The organism is Pseudomonas sp. TE3911 (assembly GCF_054062775.1).
The window spans coordinates 4992106-5012178 of record NZ_JBSSFP010000001.1; the positions used below are offsets into that span (position 1 = coordinate 4992106).

The following is a 20073-nucleotide window of genomic DNA, read 5'->3' on the forward strand; positions in this document are numbered from 1 at the left end:
TTTCCCTGTCATAACGCCTGATTGCGGCTGGGCGCCGCGCATTCGGTCGGCATGTTGAAGTGGCGCGAATGACGCCCCAACCCGAAAAATGCTTTAATGCCCAGCGTTTTTTCCCGCTTTTTCTCTGCTGCCCGGGTCGATCCATCGTTTGCCATGCATGCCCCGACGCCTAACTCATTCTTTTCTCTGGAAATCCAAAAGCCTTGATTCGTCTGCTGAAGTTTTTCGGGTACTCCATTGTCGCGATCGTCTGCGGGCTACTGCTCGTACTCAGCGGGGCCTACCTCTACCTTAGTCCGGGTTTACCCTCCGTAGAGGCACTCAGAAGTATCCAGTTGCAGATTCCTTTGCGGGTCTACAGCAGCGATGAAAAACTGATCGCGGAGTTCGGCGAAATGCGCCGCACACCGATCCGTTTTGCCGACATTCCGCCCAATTTCATCAGCGCCCTGCTGTCAGCCGAAGATGATAATTTTGCCAACCACTATGGCGTCGACCCCAGCAGCCTGGTTCGCGCCGCCACACAATTGGTAAAAAGCGGACACATTCAATCCGGCGGCAGCACCATCACCATGCAGGTGGCGAAGAACTTCTTCCTCACAAGCGAACGCAGCTTTTCGCGTAAAGCCACCGAGATCCTGCTGGCATTGCAGATCGAGCGTCAGCTGACCAAGGACGAGATCCTTGAGCTTTACGTTAACAAGATCTACTTGGGTAACCGCGCCTACGGCATCGAAGCCGCGTCCCAGGTGTACTACGGCAAGTCCATTCGCGACGCCAGCCTGGCGCAGATGGCGATGATTGCCGGCCTTCCAAAGGCGCCTTCGCGCTTCAACCCACTGGCCAACCCGGCGCGCAGTAAAGAGCGCCGCGACTGGATCCTTGGGCGCATGTACAAACTGGGCAAGATCGACCAAGCCGCTTATGAAAGCGCGATAGCCGAACCACTGAACGCCAGCTATCACGTACCGACGCCGGAAGTGAACGCACCTTATATCGCTGAAATGGCACGTGCGGAGATGGTCGGCCGTTATGGCAGCGAGGCCTACACTGAAGGCTTCCGCGTGACGACGACGGTTCCGAGCAACTTGCAGGACATCGCCAATGACGCAGTGCATTCCGGCCTGATCACTTACGACCAGCGCCACGGCTACCGAGGCCCTGAATCGCGCTTGCCGGGCAAAACCCTGAGCGCCTGGACGACCGAGCTGGGTAAACAGCGCGCGATCAGCGGGCTGGAGCCGGCCATCGTCACCCAGGTGAAGAAAGATGGCCTGCAGGTACTGACACGCACCGGCGAAGCCCACGTAGCCTGGGACAGCATGAAGTGGGCACGCCCGTTCCTGAACACCAACAGCATGGGCCCGATGCCCAAGCAGCCGTCAGACGTCGCGCAAGTGGGCGACCTGATCCGCGTGCTACGCCAGAAAGACGACAGTCTTAAATTCAGCCAAGTACCGCTGGCCCAAGGTGCGCTGGTCTCGTTGGACCCGCAGAACGGTGCAATCCGCGCCCTGGTGGGTGGCTTCGCCTTTGAGCAGAGTAACTACAACCGTGCCACCCAGGCCAAGCGCCAGCCGGGCTCAAGCTTCAAGCCGTTTATCTATAGTGCCGCACTGGATAACGGCTACACCGCCGCCAGCCTGGTCAACGATGCACCGATCGTGTTTGTCGACGAGTACCTGGACAAGGTCTGGCGCCCGAAAAACGACACCAACACGTTCCTTGGCCCTATCCGTATCCGCGAGGCGTTGTACAAGTCGCGCAACCTGGTGTCGATCCGCTTGCTGCAGGCGATGGGCGTCGGCAAGACCATCGATTACATGACGCGTTTTGGCTTCAGCAAGTCAGACCTGCCTCCTAACCTGTCCCTGGCGCTCGGCACAGCAACCCTCACGCCGATGGAAATCGCCACCGGCTGGAGCACGTTTGCCAACGGCGGCTACAAAATCGCGCCGTACCTGATCGACAAGATCGAAAGCCGCAATGGCGACACCCTGTTCACCGCCAACCCACCGCGCGTGCCGGGTGATGTGGTCAACGGCGTGGCGGCCACTGACGGGTTGGCAGCGCCGAGCAACGGCGGTATTACCATCGAGCCGACACCAGGCGCCTCGCCAGCCGTAAACACCGCTGCAACCGAACCACAGGCACCTGCCGTGGCCGAGCGCATCGTGGATGGCCGCACGACGTATATCCTCAACAGCATCCTCGAAGACGTGATCAAGAAAGGCACCGGACGCCGCGCACTGGCCTTGGGCCGTGCGGACATCGCGGGCAAGACCGGTACCACCAACGAATCCAAGGACGCCTGGTTCTCCGGCTATAACGCCGACTACGTGACTACCGTGTGGACTGGCTATGACCAGCCCGAAAGCCTCGGTCGTCGAGAGTTCGGTGGCACCGTCGCACTGCCGATCTGGATGAGCTACATGGGCGCAGCCTTGAAAGACAAACCGCTGCATACCCAGCCGGAGCCGGAAGGCATCCTTAGCCTGCGAATCGACCCGGTGAGTGGCCGTGCGGCATCGCCAAGCACGCCGAATGCGTACTTCGAACTGTTCAAGAGCGAAGACACGCCGCCGTCGGTCAATGAACTGGGTAACGGCGTTGCACCGGGCAGCCCGCTGCCGGCAGATGAGGCGGCGCCGATCGACCTGTTCTAACGGAGTCTGTGTTTGAACACAGATCCAATGTGGGAGGGGGCTTGCCCCCGATACCAGTGGAGCAGCCAACTCATCAAGTGGCTGACACTCCGCCATCGGGAGCAAGCCCCCTCCCACCTTTGGTTCTGCGCAGGCCGTGGTTTTTATAGCCACACAGCAAAAAGCCCCGACTCGCGAGAGCCGGGGCTTTTTGTTGGTGCGCTACAACGGCTTAGCCGTTGAACACATCATCCACGCTTTGCAGCGGGTAGTTCTTCGGATACGGCAGGGTGGCCACACCGGTCTCGATGGCGGCTTTGGCCACGGCATCGGAGATCAGGGTGATCAGGCGCTTATCCATTGGTTTCGGAATGATGTACTCACGACCGAATTCCAGCTTGGCACCACCGTAGGCATCGCACACGTCCTGAGGCACCGGCAGCTTGGCCAGTTCACGCAGGGCATTGGCGGCGGCTACTTTCATCTCTTCGTTAATGCGCTTGGCGCGAACGTCCAGGGCACCACGGAAGATGAACGGGAAACCCAGAACGTTGTTGACCTGGTTCGGGTAGTCCGAACGACCGGTGGCCATGATCACGTCGTTGCGGGTGGCGTGAGCCAGTTCCGGCGAGATCTCTGGGTCCGGGTTGGAGCAGGCGAATACGATCGGGTTGGCCGCCATGGACTTCAGACCTTCGGCGCTCAGCAGGTTCGGGCCGGACAGGCCGACGAACACGTCTGCACCGTCAAGGGCGTCAGCCAGGGTGCGCTTGGAGGACGGGTGGGCAAACATCGCCTTGTACTGGTTCAGATCGGTACGCTCGGACTGGATCACGCCCTTGCTGTCGACCATGTAGATGTTTTCCAGCTTGGCGCCCATGCTCACGATCAGCTTCATGCAGGAGATAGCCGCGGCACCGGCGCCCAGGCAGACGATTTTGGCGTCAGACAGGGTTTTCCCAGCGATTTCCAGGGCGTTGATCATGCCGGCCGCGGTAACGATCGCGGTGCCGTGCTGGTCATCGTGGAATACCGGAATGTCGCACTGCTCGATCAGGGCCTTTTCGATCTCGAAGCACTCAGGTGCCTTGATGTCTTCCAGGTTGATGCCACCGAAGGTGATGGAGATACGCTTGACGGTGTCGATGAAGGCCTGCGGGCTCTCGGAATCGACTTCGATGTCGAAAACGTCGATGCCGGCGAAGCGCTTGAACAGCACGCCTTTACCTTCCATGACTGGCTTGGAAGCCAATGGGCCGAGGTTGCCCAGGCCAAGAATCGCGGTGCCATCGGAAATCACTGCAACCAGGTTGCCCTTGCCTGTGTACTTGTACGCCAGCTCGGGATCACGAGCGATTTCACGTACGGGCTCAGCCACGCCGGGGCTGTAGGCCAACGACAGATCGCGGGCGGTGGCAGTGGCTTTGGTGAGCTCTACACTCAGCTTTCCTGGACGAGGATGGGCATGATATTCGAGAGCGGCAGTTTTCAAATCAGACATATCGGCATTCCGCTTTTACTGTTGGTCGACGGACCGCCGAGGATACTCGTGTCGTAAAGCCCCTACAAGACTGGGCAGTCACAGGTGTCAAGGCCCCGAAACGACGTACTTTAGTCTAAAGCCACGGTATACAAGGGCTAGACTGTTCACAATCGACATAAAAAATGTCTACAATTTTTTATTAAAACGTCAATTTGATCATGCTGGAATCGGTCAGCGGCAACAGCCAACGCGCATGATCGTGTTTCAGGCCGCCGCGCTTGGAGCGATCCTGCACCCAACCCCGAGCCTCGACTACCTTGCCTTGCAGACCATTAAGCAGACCGACATCGAATGTGTGGGCCAGATCGGGTGCAATGCGTAATACCAGTGAACGCTCCAATTCTATCCAGATGCCACCTCGATTGCGTTCGATCTTGCTTACGCGGCCGCTGACCAAGGCAAAGCCGGATTGCTTGAGCTGCGCCACGGGCTGTATTGGCGATTGCCGCCAGAGGCCCAGACTTGCCTGACGGGCGCGGTTTTCAGCGGCTTGCTGGCAGGCGACGAGATCCACATTGGGTGCGACGCCCACCTGGAATCCAAGGCCCTCAGCCAGCAATTGCGCCTCCAGGTTCTCGCCATTGCCACCGTAAAGGTGGGCCAGGGTACGACCGTAATGATCTTTAGGCTCGCGCCCCGGCACCAGGCCGACGCGACCGCCGCTGGCCGCCACCAACGCCTGCAAACGCTGGCGAGCGGCGACAGAATAGGGCTCATCGGTTCGGCCCTTTTTGCCGGTCTCCGGCGCATTAAGGCCGATCATCCGCACGCTGCGGCCATCCTTGAGACGTACGGTATCGCCATCAACCACACGCTGCACCTCGACCTGGGACACGGACGTCGGTGCAGGGCAAAACACCTCGGCCTGAACAGCCGACAGCCAAATCCCAGGCACAAAAAAGGCGCCCGCAAGGGACGCCTTTTTCAACAGCTGGCAAAAGCCCATAAGGCCTTTGAGCCTTACTCTGCTGGAGTAGCAGGCTTCTTGCCGAAAGCACCAAAGCGATCTGCGAAGCGCTGTACGCGGCCGCCGGTGTCCAGAGTCTTCTGCTTACCGGTGTAGAACGGGTGGCACTCGTTGCATACGTCAGTACCCAGTGGCTTGCACAGGTTCGAGCGAGTTTCGAACTTGTTGCCGCAGCTGCAGGTTACTTCGATGGTTTCGTACGCTGGATGGATATCGGCTTTCATGGCACTTCCTCGGGCTAGCGTGCCGCCACTCGACACTATTGTCGAATACCGCACGTAATTAGGCCGCGGATTCTACCAGACCTTTTTAAACGCGCAAGCGGCCCTTGCGGCCGATTCCCAACATAAAAGCTCCTTTCATCAGAAAACCATGGCATACCCAAGCCTTGCCCTGTCTGCTAGGCTCCCGCCCTTCCTCATCACCCTCCTTATATGGAACCCCGCGTGCCCGACGCTATTTTGCGCCTAGCCCTGCCCTCGCCCCTGCGCCGCCTGTTCGACTATCGGGCCCCGGCCGGCGTGCTGCGAGCGCAATTGCAGCCAGGCATGCGCGTGCGCGTGCCCTTTGGCCGACGGGAAATGATCGGCGTTCTGATAGAAGTCGCCGATCACAGCGAAGTCCCGGCCGAAAAGCTCAAACCGGCCCTGGCCATCCTGGACGCCACCGCACCATTGCCGCCCGCGCTGTTCAAGCTGTGCCTATGGACCGCCCAGTATTACCAGCACAGCCTGGGCGACACCTTGAGCTGGGCGCTGCCGGTGCTGTTGCGTCAGGGCGAGTTGGCCGAAGCACGCCAGGAGCGTTTCTGGTCGACGGTGCCCGGTGCCCGTCTCGATGACCCGCGCATCGCCCGTGCCCCGCGCCAGCGTGAAGCCCTGGCAACCCTGGCCCAGCATCCACACGGCGTAGCGCATCAGCTATTGAGCAAGCTGATGCTGAGCAAGGACAGCCTCGACCTGCTGCTAGCCAAAGGCCTGGTGCAGGTGGAAATCCGCAAGCACGCCCCCGACCCGCGCCACGAACATTGGCTGGCCCAGCCGGAATTACCGCTGAACCCCGAGCAACGCGCGGCGTATGAAGCGATTCGCGCAGGTTTCGACAGTTTCCATGCGTTCCTGCTGGCCGGCGTCACCGGCAGCGGCAAGACCGAAGTCTATTTGCAGTTGATCCGCGAAACCCTGCAGGCCGGCAAGCAGGCACTGGTGTTGATCCCTGAGATCAACCTCGGCCCGCAAACCCTGGCGCGTTTCGAACAGCGCTTCAACGCTCGCATCGCACTGGTGCACTCGGCGGTCAACGACCGTGAACGTCTCGAGTCGTGGCTGGCCGCGCGAGATGGCGAGGCTGACATTATTATCGGCACCCGTTCGGCGCTGTTTACGCCGATGAAAAACCCCGGCCTGATCATCATCGACGAGGAGCACGACGGCTCCTATAAACAGCAGGAAGGCCTGCGTTACCACGCCCGCGACCTCGCACTGGTGCGCGCGCGCCAGGAAGACATTCCGATTGTGCTCGGTTCGGCTACCCCATCCCTGGAAAGCCTGCACAACGCCTACACCGGCCGTTATGGGCTCCTACGCTTGAATGAGCGCGCCGGCGGCGCCAAGCAGCCTCGCTTCATGCGCCTGGACGTCAAAAGCCGTCCGCTGGACAGCGGCATTTCCGGGCCGATGCAGCAAGCCATCGGCCAGACCCTTGCCGCTGGTCAGCAAGTATTGGTGTTTCTCAACCGCCGCGGCTTTGCGCCGACACTGCTGTGCCATGACTGCGGCTGGATGTCTGAGTGCGAGCGCTGCGATGCGCGCATGACCGTGCACCAACGCCACGGCGAGCTGCGCTGCCACCACTGCGGCCATGTGGAACGTGTGCCTCGCCATTGCCCACAGTGCGGCAAGGTGGACCTGCGTCCGGTGGGCGCGGGCACCGAACGTGCCGAAGAGCGCTTGGGCATTCTGTTTCCGGATTACCCGGTACTGCGAGTCGACCGCGATAGCACGTCGCGCAAAGACGCGATGAATCAGCTGTTCGCCACTATTCAGAAAGGCCAGCCGTGCATCCTGGTGGGCACGCAGATGCTCGCCAAAGGGCACCACTTTCCACGGGTGACACTGGTGTCGATCCTGGATGCCGACGGTGGTTTGTTCTCCGGGGACTTCCGCGCCAGCGAGCGCATGGCGCAGTTGATCGTGCAGGTCGCGGGTCGTGCCGGGCGCGCGGAGGAACCGGGCAAGGTGATTATTCAGACCCACCTCGCTGACCATCCTTTGCTGATCCAACTGACCGAACAAGGCTATTTTGCCTTCGCCGAACAAGCACTGAGCGAACGCCGTTCCGCCGGCCTGCCGCCGTTTGCGCACCTGGCATTGCTGCGAGCAGAAGCGCACAAGCCCGGCCAGGCCGAAGGTTTTCTTGATGAAGCATGCAGCGTCGCCGAAGGTTTACTGGGCGAACTGAGCCTGACCGGCATCGAACTGCTCGGCCCGGTGCCCGCGCCCATGGAGCGCCGCGCCGGACGCTATCGCGCTCAGCTACTCTTGCAGGCAACCTCACGCGCACCGCTGCATCGACTATTAAGTAGCTGGCTGCTTGCCCTGGAGCAAATGCCCAGCGGCCGACAAGTGCGATGGTCGTTGGATGTAGACCCGGTAGATTTGTATTAACCCAGGCCACAGGTCCCACGAAGGTTGGCAAGCCCGCCCTCGCCACGGATAATGCCCAGTTTTTCCACCTGCGCATCGCGCGCCGCCGCTTGCGGTCGAAAGAGAACACCATGAAAGACACCATTCGCCAGCTGATCCAACAAGCCCTCACCCAACTCGTCAACGAAGGTGTGTTGCCTGAAGGCCTGACGCCGGCGATCCAGGTGGAAAACACCCGAGACAAGACCCACGGCGACTTCGCCAGCAACATCGCGATGATGCTGTCCAAGCCGGCTGGCATGAAGCCGCGCGACCTGGCGGAAAAAATCATCGCCGCGCTGCCGGCTGATGAGAGTGTGACCAAGGCCGAAATCGCCGGCCCTGGTTTTATCAACTTCTTCCAAAACACCCAGGCCCTGGCTTCGCGCCTGGATGCAGCCCTCGCCGATGCCAAGATCGGCGTACGTAAGGCCGGCCCGGCTCAGCGCGTGGCCATTGACCTGTCGGCACCTAACCTCGCCAAAGAGATGCACGTCGGCCACCTGCGCTCGACCATCATTGGCGATGGCGTGGCGCGGGTGCTGGAGTTCCTGGGCGACACCGTGATCCGCCAGAACCACGTGGGCGACTGGGGCACCCAGTTCGGCATGCTGATGGCCTATCTGCAGGAAAACCCGATCACCAGCAACGAGCTGTCGGACCTGGAGAACTTCTACCGCGCCGCCAAAAAGCGTTTCGATGAATCCGAAGAGTTCGCCGACCGGGCCCGTGGCCTGGTGGTGAAACTGCAGGCCGGTGACAAGGAATGCCTGGATCTGTGGGGCCGCTTCCGTGATATCTCGCTGTCCCACTGCCAGGAAATCTACGAGCTGCTCAACGTCAAGTTGACCATGGCCGACGTGATGGGTGAAAGCGCCTACAACGACGACCTGATCAATGTGGTCAACGACCTCAAGGCCAAGGGCCTGCTGGTCGAGAGCAACGGCGCGCAGTGCGTGTTCCTCGAAGAATTCAAGACCGCCGACGGCGAGCCGCTGCCGGTGATCATCGTCAAGGCCGATGGTGGCTACCTCTACGCCACCACCGACTTGGCCGCCGTGCGCTACCGCAGCGGCGTGCTCAAGGCGGATCGCGCGCTGTATTTCGTCGACCAGCGCCAAGCCCTGCACTTCCAGCAGGTGTTCGAAGTGGCGCGCCGTGCGGGCTTCATCACCCACCCGATGCACATGGAACACATGGGCTTCGGCACCATGAACGGCGCCGATGGCCGTCCGTTCAAGACCCGCGACGGCGGCACGGTGAAGCTGATCGACCTGCTGAACGAAGCCCAAGAGCGTGCCTACAACCTGGTGAAGGAAAAGAACCCGGACCTGGCCGAAGCCGACCTGCGCAACATCGCCCGCGTAGTGGGGATTGGCGCGGTGAAATACGCCGACCTGTCCAAGCACCGCACCAGCGACTACAGCTTCAACTTCGAACTGATGCTCAACTTCGAAGGCAACACCGCGCCGTACCTGCTGTACGCCTACACCCGCGTGGCCGGTGTGTTCCGCAAGCTGGGCAAGGACTTCAGCGAAGTCGAAGGCCAGATCGTGCTGGACGCGCCTCATGAACAGGAACTGGCCGCCAAACTGGCGCAATTCGGCGAAGTGCTGAACAGTGTCGGCGAGAAAGGCACGCCGCATATCCTCTGCACCTACCTGTATGAAGTCGCCGGATTGTTCTCCAGCTTCTACGAGAACTGCCCGATCCTCACCGCCGACGACGAAGCCCAGAAGCAAAGCCGCCTGCGCCTCGCCGCACTGGCTGGACGGACCCTCAAGCAAGGCCTGGAACTGTTGGGCCTGGAAACTCTGGAGCGTATGTAAGTTGGCTGCCAAGAAAAAACCTGCACCCAAGCGCGGCGCCAGCCGCTACCAGGCCCCGGCGAAGAAGCCGATTCCGGGCTGGTTGTGGATGGCCATCGGCCTCACGGTTGGCGCGTTTATCGTGTTCCTGATGAAGCTGGACCCAGGCCAGGGCGATGACGTCAAACGGGTCAAACAGGAACAGCAGAAAGCCACGAAAATGGCCGAAGCCAATAAGACAGCGCCTAGCCCGACTGCACCAGTGAAGCCGAAATACGACTTCTACACGTTGCTGCCGGAATCGGAAGTGATCGTGCCGCCTGACGCCGTGCCGGAGAAAACCCTGCCGACGCCGCAAGTGCCGCCCCCCCCGGTGACCCCAGCGGAAGCCGCGAAAATCGACACTGCGCGGGCCCAGGCAGCGCTGGCCGGGATTACTCCGCCGCCCGCACCACCGGTTGCGGAGACCAAAGCCGCACCTGTGACCAAGTTCTTCCTGCAAGCGGGCTCGTTCCCGAAACAGGCGGATGCGGATCGTGTGCGTGCGCAGATTATTCTGCTGGGCCAGACGGTGACGGTGGAGTCCGGCACTGTAAAGGACGCGACCTGGTATCGCGTCCTGGTGGGGCCGTTCAGCAACCGCGAACAGCTGACCGTGGCACAGAAACAATTGGCCGGCGCAGGGTTTAGCAACCTGTTGTTACAACAACGCCAGAGCCGCTGATTTCGAAGACACAACAGCATTAATGTGGGAGGGGGCTTGCCCCCGATGGCGGTGTATCAGTCACCAGATTCATTGACTGACACTCCGCCATCGGGGGCAAGCCCCCTCCCACATTTGGTTTTGCAGCGCTCTGAAATGTGTGTCAGACCGATAAACACCACTCGTCCGCCATAAACCCCTACGGTTGAAATCCCCCCCGCCACCCCCATATGAGTTTCCATCAGGGCATTTTCGCCCCGCTGCGTGGAGACTCTCCCCTTGACCACCATCGTTTCAGTACGTCGCCACGGCAAAGTCGTCATGGGCGGCGACGGCCAGGTTTCCCTGGGTAATACCGTGATGAAAGGCAACGCGAAGAAAGTCCGTCGCCTGTACCACGGCCAGGTGCTCGCCGGCTTTGCTGGCGCTACCGCCGACGCTTTTACTCTCTTCGAGCGTTTCGAAGGCCAGCTTGAGAAACATCAGGGCCACCTTGTGCGCGCCGCTGTGGAGCTCGCTAAAGAATGGCGCACCGACCGCTCCCTCAGCCGCCTGGAAGCCATGCTGGCTGTAGCAAACAAAGACGCTTCGCTGATCATCACCGGCAACGGCGATGTGGTTGAACCCGAGCACGGCTTGATCGCCATGGGCTCCGGTGGCGGTTACGCCCAGGCCGCGGCGAGCGCACTGTTGAAGAAAACCGACCTGTCGGCCCGCGAAATCGTCGAAACCGCCCTGGGTATCGCCGGCGACATTTGCGTGTTCACCAACCACAACTTCACCATTGAGGAGCAGGACCTCGCCGAGTAAGCCGTAGGCTTATTCCCGCTTGAGGCCGCCAAAAACTATGTCCATGACTCCCCGCGAAATCGTCCATGAACTCAACCGCCATATCATCGGCCAGGACGATGCCAAGCGCGCCGTTGCCATCGCGCTGCGTAACCGCTGGCGCCGGATGCAACTGCCCGAAGAATTACGCGTTGAAGTAACACCGAAGAACATCCTGATGATCGGCCCGACCGGTGTCGGTAAAACCGAAATCGCCCGGCGCCTGGCCAAGTTGGCCAATGCCCCGTTCATCAAGGTCGAAGCGACCAAGTTCACCGAAGTCGGCTATGTGGGCCGTGACGTCGAGTCGATCATCCGTGATCTGGCCGACGCCGCCCTGAAGATGCTGCGCGAACAGGAAGTGACCAAGGTCAGCCACCGCGCCGAAGACGCCGCCGAAGAACGCATCCTCGATGCCCTGTTGCCACCGGCACGCATGGGTTTCAACGAAGACGCAGCGCCGTCGTCCGATTCCAACACCCGCCAACTGTTCCGCAAACGCCTGCGTGAAGGCCAGTTGGATGACAAGGAAATCGAGATTGAAGTCGCCGAGGTCTCCGGCGTCGATATTTCCGCACCGCCTGGCATGGAGGAAATGACCAGCCAGTTGCAGAACCTGTTCGCCAATATGGGCAAGGGCAAGAAGAAAAGCCGCAAGCTCAAGGTGAAAGAGGCGCTCAAGCTGGTACGCGACGAAGAAGCCGGGCGCCTGGTGAATGAGGAAGAGCTCAAGGCCAAAGCCCTGGAAGCTGTCGAGCAGCATGGCATCGTGTTTATCGACGAAATCGACAAGGTGGCCAAGCGCGGCAATTCCGGCGGCGTCGATGTGTCCCGCGAAGGCGTACAGCGCGACCTGCTGCCGCTGATCGAAGGCTGCACCGTGAACACCAAGCTGGGCATGGTCAAGACCGACCACATCCTGTTTATCGCTTCCGGTGCGTTCCACCTGAGCAAGCCAAGCGACCTGGTGCCGGAGTTGCAAGGTCGTCTGCCGATTCGCGTAGAGCTGAAGGCACTGACCCCTGGCGACTTCGAACGCATCCTCAGCGAACCGCATGCGTCGCTCACTGAGCAGTATCGCGAGCTGTTGAAAACCGAAGGCCTGGGCATTGAGTTCCTGCCGGACGGTATCAAGCGCTTGGCTGAGATCGCGTGGCAGGTCAACGAGAAGACCGAAAACATCGGCGCGCGTCGCCTGCACACGTTGCTTGAGCGCTTGCTTGAGGAAGTGTCTTTCAGCGCCGGCGACATGGCCGGTGCGCAGAATGGCGAGGCGATCAAGATCGACGCCGAATACGTCAACAGCCACTTGGGCGAATTGGCACAGAACGAGGACTTGTCGCGGTATATTCTGTAAGCCTCACACAGAACTGCTTTGCTTCAAATGTGGGAGGGGGCTTGCCCCCGATAGCGGTGGATCAGTCAGCTTATCTATAGCTGACCCACTGCAATCGGGGGCAAGCCCCCTCTCACATTTTTAAGCCGGTTTATTCAAGAGCACCTCATATGGCCAAGTTTCCTACTGCTGTAAACCTGCACAAAACCTCAAACACCCTCGGCCTCACCTACGGGCCCGACGAGGTATACCAACTTCCCGCCGAACTGCTGCGCACCCACTCGCCTTCCGCCGAGGTCCAGGGCCACGGCAAACCCATCCTGCAATTCGGCAAGCTCAACGTTAAGTTGATCAAAGTAGAACCGGCCGGTCAGTACGCACTGAAATTGACCTTCGACGATGGGCATGACAGCGGACTGTTCACTTGGGACTACCTCTATCAATTGGCCGTGCGTCAGGACGCGTTGTGGACCGATTATCTCGCCGAGCTCAAAGCCGCCGGCAAAACCCGCGACCCGAGTCAGTCGGTCGTGCGGCTGATGCTCTAGTCCAGGCTTCTCGCTCATTAGAGGGCATTTTCTAATTTCATCTGTTTGAATGCCCTGTCGCGTGGTCAACGATTGGCCCGCTTGCGAAAAAAATTAAACTCGGGTAACCAATGGAACTGGCAAGTTCCCTGCATTTGACGATGCGGTATCAACGGTCACCCGAGTCGCAGTACCAGGCTTGTGTTGTGTATCGAAACTTGGTGCACGGCGGTACCCGGTACTCGTCTTTCGGACAATGGAGCGTCGTAGATGAGTAACAAGAACAACGATGACTTGAAACGCCAGGCCTCGGAAAACACCCTGGGGCTCAACCCGATCATCGCGTTACGCAAAAAGGATTTACTGGCCTCGGCCAAGATGGTGCTGACTCAAGCCATCAAGCAACCGTTGCACAGCGTCAAGCACGTCGCCCACTTTGGCGTTGAATTGAAGAATGTGATGTTCGGCAAATCGGAGCTGGTGCCAGAGAGCGACGACCGTCGCTTCCACGACCCGGCCTGGAGCCAGAACCCGCTCTACAAGCGCTACCTGCAAACCTACCTGGCGTGGCGCAAGGAACTGCATGACTGGATTGGCGACAGCAACCTGTCGGACCAGGACATCAGCCGCGGCCACTTCGTAATCAACCTGATGACCGAAGCCATGGCCCCCACCAACAGCGCAGCCAACCCGGCGGCAGTCAAACGCTTCTTTGAAACCGGCGGTAAAAGCCTGCTCGACGGCCTGTCACATTTGGCCAAGGACATGGTGCACAACGGCGGCATGCCGAGCCAGGTCAACATGGGCGCCTTTGAAGTGGGCAAGTCCCTTGGCACCACTGAAGGCGCGGTGGTGTTTCGCAACGACGTGCTGGAGCTGATCCAGTACAAGCCAATCACCGAGCAGGTGCATGAGCGCCCGCTGCTGGTCGTACCGCCGCAGATCAACAAATTCTACGTATTCGACCTGAGCCCGGAAAAGAGCCTGGCGCGCTTCTGCCTGCGCAACGGCCAGCAAACCTTTATCGTCAGTTGGCGAAACCCGACCAAGGCCCAGCGTGAATGGGGCCTGTCGACCTATATCGAGGCGCTCAAGGAAGCGGTCGATGTGGTCACGGCGATCACCGGCAGCAAAGACATCAACATGCTCGGCGCCTGCTCCGGAGGCATTACCTGCACCGCTCTGCTCGGCCACTACGCGGCGCTGGGTGAGAAGAAGGTCAACGCCCTGACCTTGCTGGTGAGTGTGCTGGACACCACCCTGGACACCCAGGTGGCGCTGTTTGTGGATGAGCAGACCCTGGAAGCGGCCAAGCGCCATTCCTACCAGGCCGGCGTGCTGGAAGGCCGCGACATGGCCAAGGTATTCGCCTGGATGCGCCCCAACGACCTGATCTGGAACTACTGGGTCAATAACTACCTGCTGGGCAACGAGCCGCCGGTGTTCGACATCCTGTTCTGGAACAACGACACCACACGTTTGCCGGCCGCCTTCCATGGCGACCTGATCGAACTGTTCAAAAACAACCCGCTGGTACGCGCCAACGCACTGGAAGTGTGCGGCACGCCCATCGACCTCAAGCAGGTCACGGCGGATATTTATTCACTGGCCGGTACCAACGATCACATCACACCCTGGCAGTCTTGCTACAAGTCGGCGCAGTTGTTTGGCGGCAAAGTGGAATTTGTGCTGTCCAGCAGCGGGCATATCCAGAGCATTCTCAACCCACCGGGCAACCCCAAGGCGCGCTACCAGACCAGCGACAGCCTCGCGGGCAAGCCTCTGGAATGGCAGGAAAACGCAACCAAGCACACCGATTCCTGGTGGCTGCACTGGCAGGTATGGCAGGCAGAGCGCGCCGGGAAGCTGAAGAAGGCGCCGACGACATTAGGCAACAAAACCTACGCCGCAGCCGAAGCGGCACCTGGAACCTACGTACATGAGCGTTAGATTGAAATGGGATCAAATGTGGGAGGGGGCTTGCTCCCGATGCAGGCGACACGGAGCGCCTGCTACACCGCGTTGATGCTATCGGGAGCAAGCCCCCTCCCACGTTGACCCAATACCTACCGGACTACCTCACAGGGCTTGAGCATGCCGCAACCGTTCATCTTCCGCACCATCGACCTGGATGGCCAGACCATCCGCACGGCGGTGCGCCCGGGCAAGCCTCACTTGACGCCGCTGCTGATCTTCAACGGCATCGGCGCCAACCTTGAGTTGGTGTTTCCGTTCGTCCAGGCCCTGGACCCGGACCTGGAGGTGATTGCATTCGATGTGCCAGGCGTCGGCGGCTCATCTACCCCCAAGCGGCCCTATCGTTTTCCCGGCCTGGCCAAGCTCACCGCGCGCATGCTCGACTATCTCGACTACGGCCAGGTCAACGCCGTAGGCGTGTCCTGGGGTGGTGCACTGGCGCAACAGTTTGCCTACGACTACCCGGAGCGCTGCAAGAAACTGATTCTGGCAGCTACGGCGGCTGGCGCAGTGATGGTGCCGGGCAAGCCCAAGGTTTTGTGGCTGATGGCAAGCCCACGCCGCTACATCCAACCGTCCCATGTGGTGCGTATCGCGCCGATGATTTATGGCGGTTCTTTCCGCCGCGACTCGAACCTCGCCGCCGAACATGCGAGCAAGGTGCGATCTGCCGGCAAACTCGGTTACTACTGGCAGCTGTTCGCCGGGCTGGGCTGGACCAGCATCCATTGGCTGCACAAGATCCGCCAGCCCACCCTGGTGCTGGCGGGGGACGACGACCCGCTGATCCCCTTGATCAATATGCGCATGCTGGCTTGGCGCATCCCCAATGCGCAATTGCACATCATCGATGACGGCCACCTGTTCTTGATCACCCGGGCCGAAGCCGTGGCGCCGATCATCATGAAGTTCTTGGAAGAGGAGCGAATGCGTGCAGTGATTCATCCACGCCCGGCGGTGTAAGGACGCAACGCCGCGCAACTTGCCAGGAACCGACTATGGTTCTGAATTGGCGTGCCTGTTTGATGGCTAGACGAAGGAGTGTTGGCTCATGCGAGAAAGACCCGTGACGAACCCGGCGCCTACCCCTGCTGCGTTCATCAATGCGCAAAATGCGATCACCGGCCTCAGGGGCAGGGACTTGCTCTCGACCTTGCGCAGCGTCGCCGCTCACAGCTTGCGCAACCCGGTGCACACCGCCCGGCATGCCTGGGCCTTGAGCGGCCAGTTGGGTCGGGTGCTGTTGGGCGAGACCGTGCACGAGCCCAACCCCCATGACAGCCGCTTCAGCGATCCCACCTGGAAGCTCAACCCGCTCTACCGTCGAAGTCTGCAAGCCTATTTGAGCTGGCAGAAGCAGACACGTCACTGGATCGACGACAGCGCCCTGAGCGCCGATGACCGGGCCCGCGCACACTTCGCCTTCTCCCTGCTCAACGATGCCGTCTCCCCCTCCAACACCCTGCTCAACCCGCTGGCCGTCAAAGAGTTGCTCAACTCCGGCGGCAACAGCGTGGTGCGCGGTGTGGCCAATTTGTTCGAAGACCTGCTGCACAACAACGGTTTGCCACGCCAAGTGAGCAAGCACGCGTTCGAAGTTGGCAAGACGGTTGCCACCACCCCTGGCTCGGTGGTGTTTCGCAATGAGCTGCTGGAGCTGATCCAGTACAAGCCCATGAGCGAAAAACAGTACGCCAAGCCACTGCTGATCGTGCCGCCGCAGATCAACAAGTACTACATTTTCGACTTGAGCCCGGCCAACAGCTTTGTGCAGTACGCGCTCAAAAACGGACTGCAGACCTTTATGGTCAGCTGGCGCAACCCGGATGTGCGCCACCGCGAGTGGGGCCTGTCCACCTACGTTGCGGCGCTGGAGGAAGCGCTTAACGTATGCCGGGCAATCACCGGCGCCCGAGAAGTCAACCTGATGGGTGCCTGCGCCGGCGGCCTGACCATCGCCGCCTTGCAAGGCCACTTGCAGGCCAAGCGTCAGCTACGCCGCATCTCCAGCGCCAGCTACCTGGTGAGCCTGCTGGACAGCCAGATCGACAGCCCCGCCACCCTGTTCGCCGACGAGCAAACCCTGGAAGCCGCCAAACGCCGCTCCTATCAAGAGGGAGTGCTGGATGGGCGCGACATGGCCAAGGTCTTCGCCTGGATGCGCCCCAATGACCTGATCTGGAATTACTGGATCAACAACTACCTGTTGGGCAAGGAACCGCCGGCCTTCGACATCCTGTACTGGAACAACGACAACACGCGCCTGCCCGCCGCGCTGCATGGCGACCTGCTGGACTTCTTCAAGCACAACCCGCTGAGCCATCCCGGCGGCCTGGAGGTGTGCGGCACGCCCATTGACTTGCAAAAGGTCACCGTGGACAGCTTCAGCGTGGCCGGCATCAACGACCACATTACGCCATGGGACGCGGTGTATCGCTCCACACAACTGCTGGGCGGCGAGCGGCGCTTCGTGCTGTCCAACAGCGGGCATATCCAGAGCATCCTCAACCCTCCGGGCAACCCCAAGGCCAACTACGTCGAGAACCAGAAACTGAGCAGCGACCCACGCGCCTGGTACTACGACGCCAACCATGTCGAGGGCAGTTGGTGGCCGCAATGGCTGGAGTGGATCCAGCAGCGCTCGGGCGTGCAACGCGAAACCCTCACGGCTCTGGGCAACCAGAATTACCCACCGATGGAAGCGGCGCCGGGCACCTATGTGCGAGTGCGCTGAGCTCAACGATCACATTAAGAAGACTGGATGAAGACCCGCGACCGTATCCTTGAATGCGCCCTGCAGTTGTTCAACCAAAAGGGCGAGCCGAATGTATCAACCATGGAGGTGGCCAATGAAATGGGGATCAGTCCCGGCAACCTCTACTACCACTTCCATGGCAAGGAGCCGCTGATCATTGGGCTTTTTGAGCGTTTTCAAGGTGAGCTGGCGCCGTTGCTTGATCCGCCCGCAGACGCACAATTGAAGGCTGAGGATTACTGGCTGTTCCTGCACCTGATTGTCGAGCGAATGGCCCACTACCGGTTTCTGTTCCAGGACTTGTCCAACTTGGCCGGACGCCTACCGAAGCTTGCCAAAGGCATTCGCAACCTGCTTACAGCGCTCAAACGTACCCTGGCATCATTGCTGGCGCGATTGAAGGCAGCGGGGCAAGTGGTCAGTGACACGCAGGCACTGGGGCAATTGGTGGAACAGATCACCATGACCTTGCTGTTTTCCCTGGATTACCAGCGGATACTTGATCGCGAAGGCGAGATACGGGTCGTGGTGTACCAGATCATGATGCTGGTAGCGCCGCACCTGCTATTGCCGACACGGCTGACGACGGAGCGGTTGGCGCTGCGTTATTTGGATGAGCCCGTTTGACGGGCCGTCATCCCGGCTCGCCGAACTGGTAACTGAACTTGAAGAGTTCGCTGTCACTGCTAATGCCCAACTTGCGATACGCCGATTGCTTCTGCGTGCTGATGGTACTTGCACTACGCGAAAACTTCGCAGCAATTGAATTTACCGTCATACCATCGAGAAAACACCGCAACACTTCCTGCTCTTTAGGTGTTAGGCAAGCGTTCATTTGCAACGAAGTTGAAGGCTCCACTCTCGATTTCATATTGAGAACATCAAGTATTGATTGCATACCCTGCAGTGCGGGCACCATACACGGCTTCAAGTAAATCCGGCCTTGAGCAACCGTTCGAATTGCCGTCACCAGTTCGGTCAAGTTCTGGGTCTTGCCCAGTACCCCCCAACATCCTGCCTTCAAAGACAATGAAACCGTGGCAGGCGTGTAATGCGAACACACGATCAGTGGCCTGCACTGGCTGAAGCGCCTGCTCAGGGCCTGGATCAGGCTGAGGCCGTCGCTGTCCGATGGCGCCAGGACAAAGTCCATGACCACAACGTTCGGAGGTCGCCGAGTAAGCGCTTCCAGCAGTTCCCCAGCCGTGCCGAAAGAGCCGATCACATCAAGGTCAGGCGCAGCGCTCAAGCCCAGCTCAATTCCCTGCCGAACCATCTCATGGTCATCTAAAAGCATGACGGTGTACGTAGTGGGCATAGAAGTAGGCATACAAAAAACCCGCATAAGTAAATACAACACCGCACCTTTGAATACGCGTGCTGCAATTACGGTATACCCAGTTACAGGCAGGCATCAATACTACGGGGCAATAAGCGCAAGTCCTTCAGCACGCTCCTACAGAAAAACATTAGTCCTACAGAAAAGTCTTAAGCTAAAAAGTTTTCGAATAATTACGAAATAAAACTCAGCACTTTTCTATAGATGAAGTTCGCACTCCCAGACAAATTATGCCTTCCGCCATTCGAGTAGAACTCGAAACACACTTCAGGCGTCACGCCTTAACCTGCGGCGGGCTTCTTTTACAAATTCACGACTGGGATGACCATGAAAATCACCGCTCTTTCCCCTGTTGCGGCAGTACTCGCTTTGACTGCGGCACTGTCACAGCCGGCATTCGCCGCCAACGATGGCGTTATCAATTTCACCGGCCTGGTGACCGATGTGACCTGCACCGTCGAGGGCGCAGCACCTGGCACAGGCGCCGTCGTCAAAGACGTTAACCTGGGTGGCGTCTCTGCCTCTCGCTTGGCGACGGCGGGTAGTCGCGCCAACCTGACGGGTTTCACCATTCGCATTGGCGGGCCTGGCGAAGGCAGTTGCACCAATGGCCGTACCGCCATGGTGGCTTTCGACCCAACCAGCCCGGCCATTGACGTGGCCACCGGCCGCTTGAACATCGACGGCCACGATGATCCTTCCGACACCACCAATGCCAAGAACGTACAGGTAGAAGTAACCAATCGTGATGGCTCCCCGATCAATGTCTACACCGAGAAATCGGAGGGCGTGGTGATCGTCGACAACCAGGCGATTATTCCACTGGCAGCGCAGCTGTATGCCAGCGGTGCCGCCACCGAAGGCACGGTTAAAACCCGCGTCGGCTTCCTGATCGAATACGCCGAGTAAGAGGTGGACACGTCTGTACCCACAGACCTTGTACGCCCAGGACCTGCCATCG

17 protein-coding genes are annotated in these 20073 nt (G+C 59.8%); 12 read left to right on the plus strand and 5 right to left on the minus strand.

Translation table 11 applies throughout. The annotated features are described in order from the left end of the window. Window positions 1–8: 8 nt before the first annotated feature. Window positions 9–155, minus strand: a complete 147-nt coding sequence (locus ACVWXD_RS22620) for a hypothetical protein (protein ID WP_158234805.1) — start codon at window positions 153–155, stop codon at window positions 9–11. A gap of 51 nt (window positions 156–206) precedes the next feature. Here ACVWXD_RS22620 and ACVWXD_RS22625 point away from each other — a divergent pair, with 51 nt between their 5' ends. Further along, window positions 207–2666: a penicillin-binding protein 1A gene (locus ACVWXD_RS22625; RefSeq protein WP_371854028.1), complete on the plus strand. Its 2460-nt coding sequence runs from the start codon at window positions 207–209 to the stop codon at window positions 2664–2666. Window positions 2667–2877: 211 nt separating this feature from the next. Here the strand turns inward: ACVWXD_RS22625 and ACVWXD_RS22630 are convergent, their stop codons facing one another. From ACVWXD_RS22630 to rpmE, 3 genes are all read right to left on the minus strand, one after another. Next, on the minus strand, window positions 2878–4146 hold the full coding sequence (locus ACVWXD_RS22630) for a malic enzyme-like NAD(P)-binding protein (protein WP_032890259.1): 1269 nt from the start codon (window positions 4144–4146) through the stop codon (window positions 2878–2880). Between the two features lie 181 nt (window positions 4147–4327). Beyond that, window positions 4328–5134 carry a thermonuclease family protein gene (locus ACVWXD_RS22635; protein WP_095186128.1) on the minus strand — a complete coding sequence of 269 codons (807 nt, stop codon included), beginning with the start codon at window positions 5132–5134 and terminating at the stop codon, window positions 4328–4330. A 14-nt stretch (window positions 5135–5148) separates the two neighbouring features. Next, complete coding sequence (gene rpmE / locus ACVWXD_RS22640; protein ID WP_049710411.1) at window positions 5149–5379, minus strand: 50S ribosomal protein L31; 231 nt, start codon at window positions 5377–5379, stop codon at window positions 5149–5151. Between the two features lie 222 nt (window positions 5380–5601). On the opposite strand from rpmE, the gene ACVWXD_RS22645 reads away from it, so the two are divergent. The 10 genes from ACVWXD_RS22645 to ACVWXD_RS22690 all read left to right on the plus strand — a co-directional run bounded on the left by ACVWXD_RS22645 (window position 5602) and on the right by ACVWXD_RS22690 (window position 18400). Continuing rightward, window positions 5602–7821, plus strand: a complete 2220-nt coding sequence (locus tag ACVWXD_RS22645; protein WP_122753829.1) for a primosomal protein N' — start codon at window positions 5602–5604, stop codon at window positions 7819–7821. 110 nt (window positions 7822–7931) lie between these two features. Continuing rightward, window positions 7932–9668 (plus strand): arginine--tRNA ligase, encoded by a 1737-nt coding sequence (gene argS / locus ACVWXD_RS22650; RefSeq protein WP_457371336.1) that lies wholly within the window; start codon window positions 7932–7934, stop codon window positions 9666–9668. Between the two features lies 1 nt (window position 9669). Continuing rightward, complete coding sequence (locus ACVWXD_RS22655) at window positions 9670–10371, plus strand: SPOR domain-containing protein (RefSeq protein WP_457371337.1); 702 nt, start codon at window positions 9670–9672, stop codon at window positions 10369–10371. Between the two features lie 258 nt (window positions 10372–10629). After that, on the plus strand, window positions 10630–11160 hold the full coding sequence (hslV, locus tag ACVWXD_RS22660; RefSeq protein WP_010563201.1) for an ATP-dependent protease subunit HslV: 531 nt from the start codon (window positions 10630–10632) through the stop codon (window positions 11158–11160). A gap of 37 nt (window positions 11161–11197) precedes the next feature. Beyond that, window positions 11198–12535: an ATP-dependent protease ATPase subunit HslU gene (gene hslU, locus ACVWXD_RS22665; protein WP_032890250.1), complete on the plus strand. Its 1338-nt coding sequence runs from the start codon at window positions 11198–11200 to the stop codon at window positions 12533–12535. Window positions 12536–12684: 149 nt separating this feature from the next. Next, the gene (locus ACVWXD_RS22670) at window positions 12685–13062 is read left to right on the plus strand and encodes a gamma-butyrobetaine hydroxylase-like domain-containing protein (protein ID WP_032890248.1); all 378 of its coding nucleotides are present in this window, start codon (window positions 12685–12687) and stop codon (window positions 13060–13062) included. A gap of 249 nt (window positions 13063–13311) precedes the next feature. After that, window positions 13312–14991 carry a class II poly(R)-hydroxyalkanoic acid synthase gene (phaC, locus tag ACVWXD_RS22675; protein WP_095186132.1) on the plus strand — a complete coding sequence of 560 codons (1680 nt, stop codon included), beginning with the start codon at window positions 13312–13314 and terminating at the stop codon, window positions 14989–14991. A gap of 144 nt (window positions 14992–15135) precedes the next feature. Next, window positions 15136–15981: a poly(3-hydroxyalkanoate) depolymerase gene (gene phaZ / locus ACVWXD_RS22680; RefSeq protein ID WP_032890243.1), complete on the plus strand. Its 846-nt coding sequence runs from the start codon at window positions 15136–15138 to the stop codon at window positions 15979–15981. Window positions 15982–16069: 88 nt separating this feature from the next. Further along, complete coding sequence (gene phaC / locus ACVWXD_RS22685; RefSeq protein ID WP_032890241.1) at window positions 16070–17752, plus strand: class II poly(R)-hydroxyalkanoic acid synthase; 1683 nt, start codon at window positions 16070–16072, stop codon at window positions 17750–17752. A gap of 27 nt (window positions 17753–17779) precedes the next feature. Next, window positions 17780–18400, plus strand: coding sequence for a TetR/AcrR family transcriptional regulator (locus tag ACVWXD_RS22690; protein ID WP_032890239.1), 621 nt, complete (start codon window positions 17780–17782; stop codon window positions 18398–18400). Between the two features lie 7 nt (window positions 18401–18407). Here ACVWXD_RS22690 and ACVWXD_RS22695 read toward each other — a convergent pair whose 3' ends face one another. Beyond that, the gene (locus ACVWXD_RS22695) at window positions 18408–19103 is read right to left on the minus strand and encodes a response regulator transcription factor (protein ID WP_032890237.1); all 696 of its coding nucleotides are present in this window, start codon (window positions 19101–19103) and stop codon (window positions 18408–18410) included. Window positions 19104–19439: 336 nt separating this feature from the next. On the opposite strand from ACVWXD_RS22695, the gene ACVWXD_RS22700 reads away from it, so the two are divergent. Then, complete coding sequence (locus tag ACVWXD_RS22700) at window positions 19440–20021, plus strand: fimbrial protein (protein WP_032890638.1); 582 nt, start codon at window positions 19440–19442, stop codon at window positions 20019–20021. Window positions 20022–20073 lie beyond the last annotated feature (52 nt).

Bases quoted from the DNA above. Each gene is read 5' to 3' on its own strand.
- ACVWXD_RS22620 (WP_158234805.1), bottom strand. From the start codon at position 155: ATGGCAAACGATGGATCGACCCGGGCAGCAGAGAAAAAGCGGGAAAAA.
- ACVWXD_RS22630 (WP_032890259.1), bottom strand. From the start codon at position 4,146: ATGTCTGATTTGAAAACTGCCGCTCTCGAATATCATGCCCATCCTCGT.
- ACVWXD_RS22635 (WP_095186128.1), bottom strand. From the start codon at position 5,134: ATGGGCTTTTGCCAGCTGTTGAAAAAGGCGTCCCTTGCGGGCGCCTTT.
- rpmE (WP_049710411.1), bottom strand. From the start codon at position 5,379: ATGAAAGCCGATATCCATCCAGCGTACGAAACCATCGAAGTAACCTGC.
- argS (WP_457371336.1), top strand. From the start codon at position 7,932: ATGAAAGACACCATTCGCCAGCTGATCCAACAAGCCCTCACCCAACTC.
- hslU (WP_032890250.1), top strand. From the start codon at position 11,198: ATGTCCATGACTCCCCGCGAAATCGTCCATGAACTCAACCGCCATATC.
- ACVWXD_RS22670 (WP_032890248.1), top strand. From the start codon at position 12,685: ATGGCCAAGTTTCCTACTGCTGTAAACCTGCACAAAACCTCAAACACC.
- phaC (WP_095186132.1), top strand. From the start codon at position 13,312: ATGAGTAACAAGAACAACGATGACTTGAAACGCCAGGCCTCGGAAAAC.
- phaZ (WP_032890243.1), top strand. From the start codon at position 15,136: ATGCCGCAACCGTTCATCTTCCGCACCATCGACCTGGATGGCCAGACC.
- phaC (WP_032890241.1), top strand. From the start codon at position 16,070: ATGCGAGAAAGACCCGTGACGAACCCGGCGCCTACCCCTGCTGCGTTC.
- ACVWXD_RS22690 (WP_032890239.1), top strand. From the start codon at position 17,780: ATGAAGACCCGCGACCGTATCCTTGAATGCGCCCTGCAGTTGTTCAAC.
- ACVWXD_RS22695 (WP_032890237.1), bottom strand. From the start codon at position 19,103: ATGCCTACTTCTATGCCCACTACGTACACCGTCATGCTTTTAGATGAC.
- ACVWXD_RS22700 (WP_032890638.1), top strand. From the start codon at position 19,440: ATGAAAATCACCGCTCTTTCCCCTGTTGCGGCAGTACTCGCTTTGACT.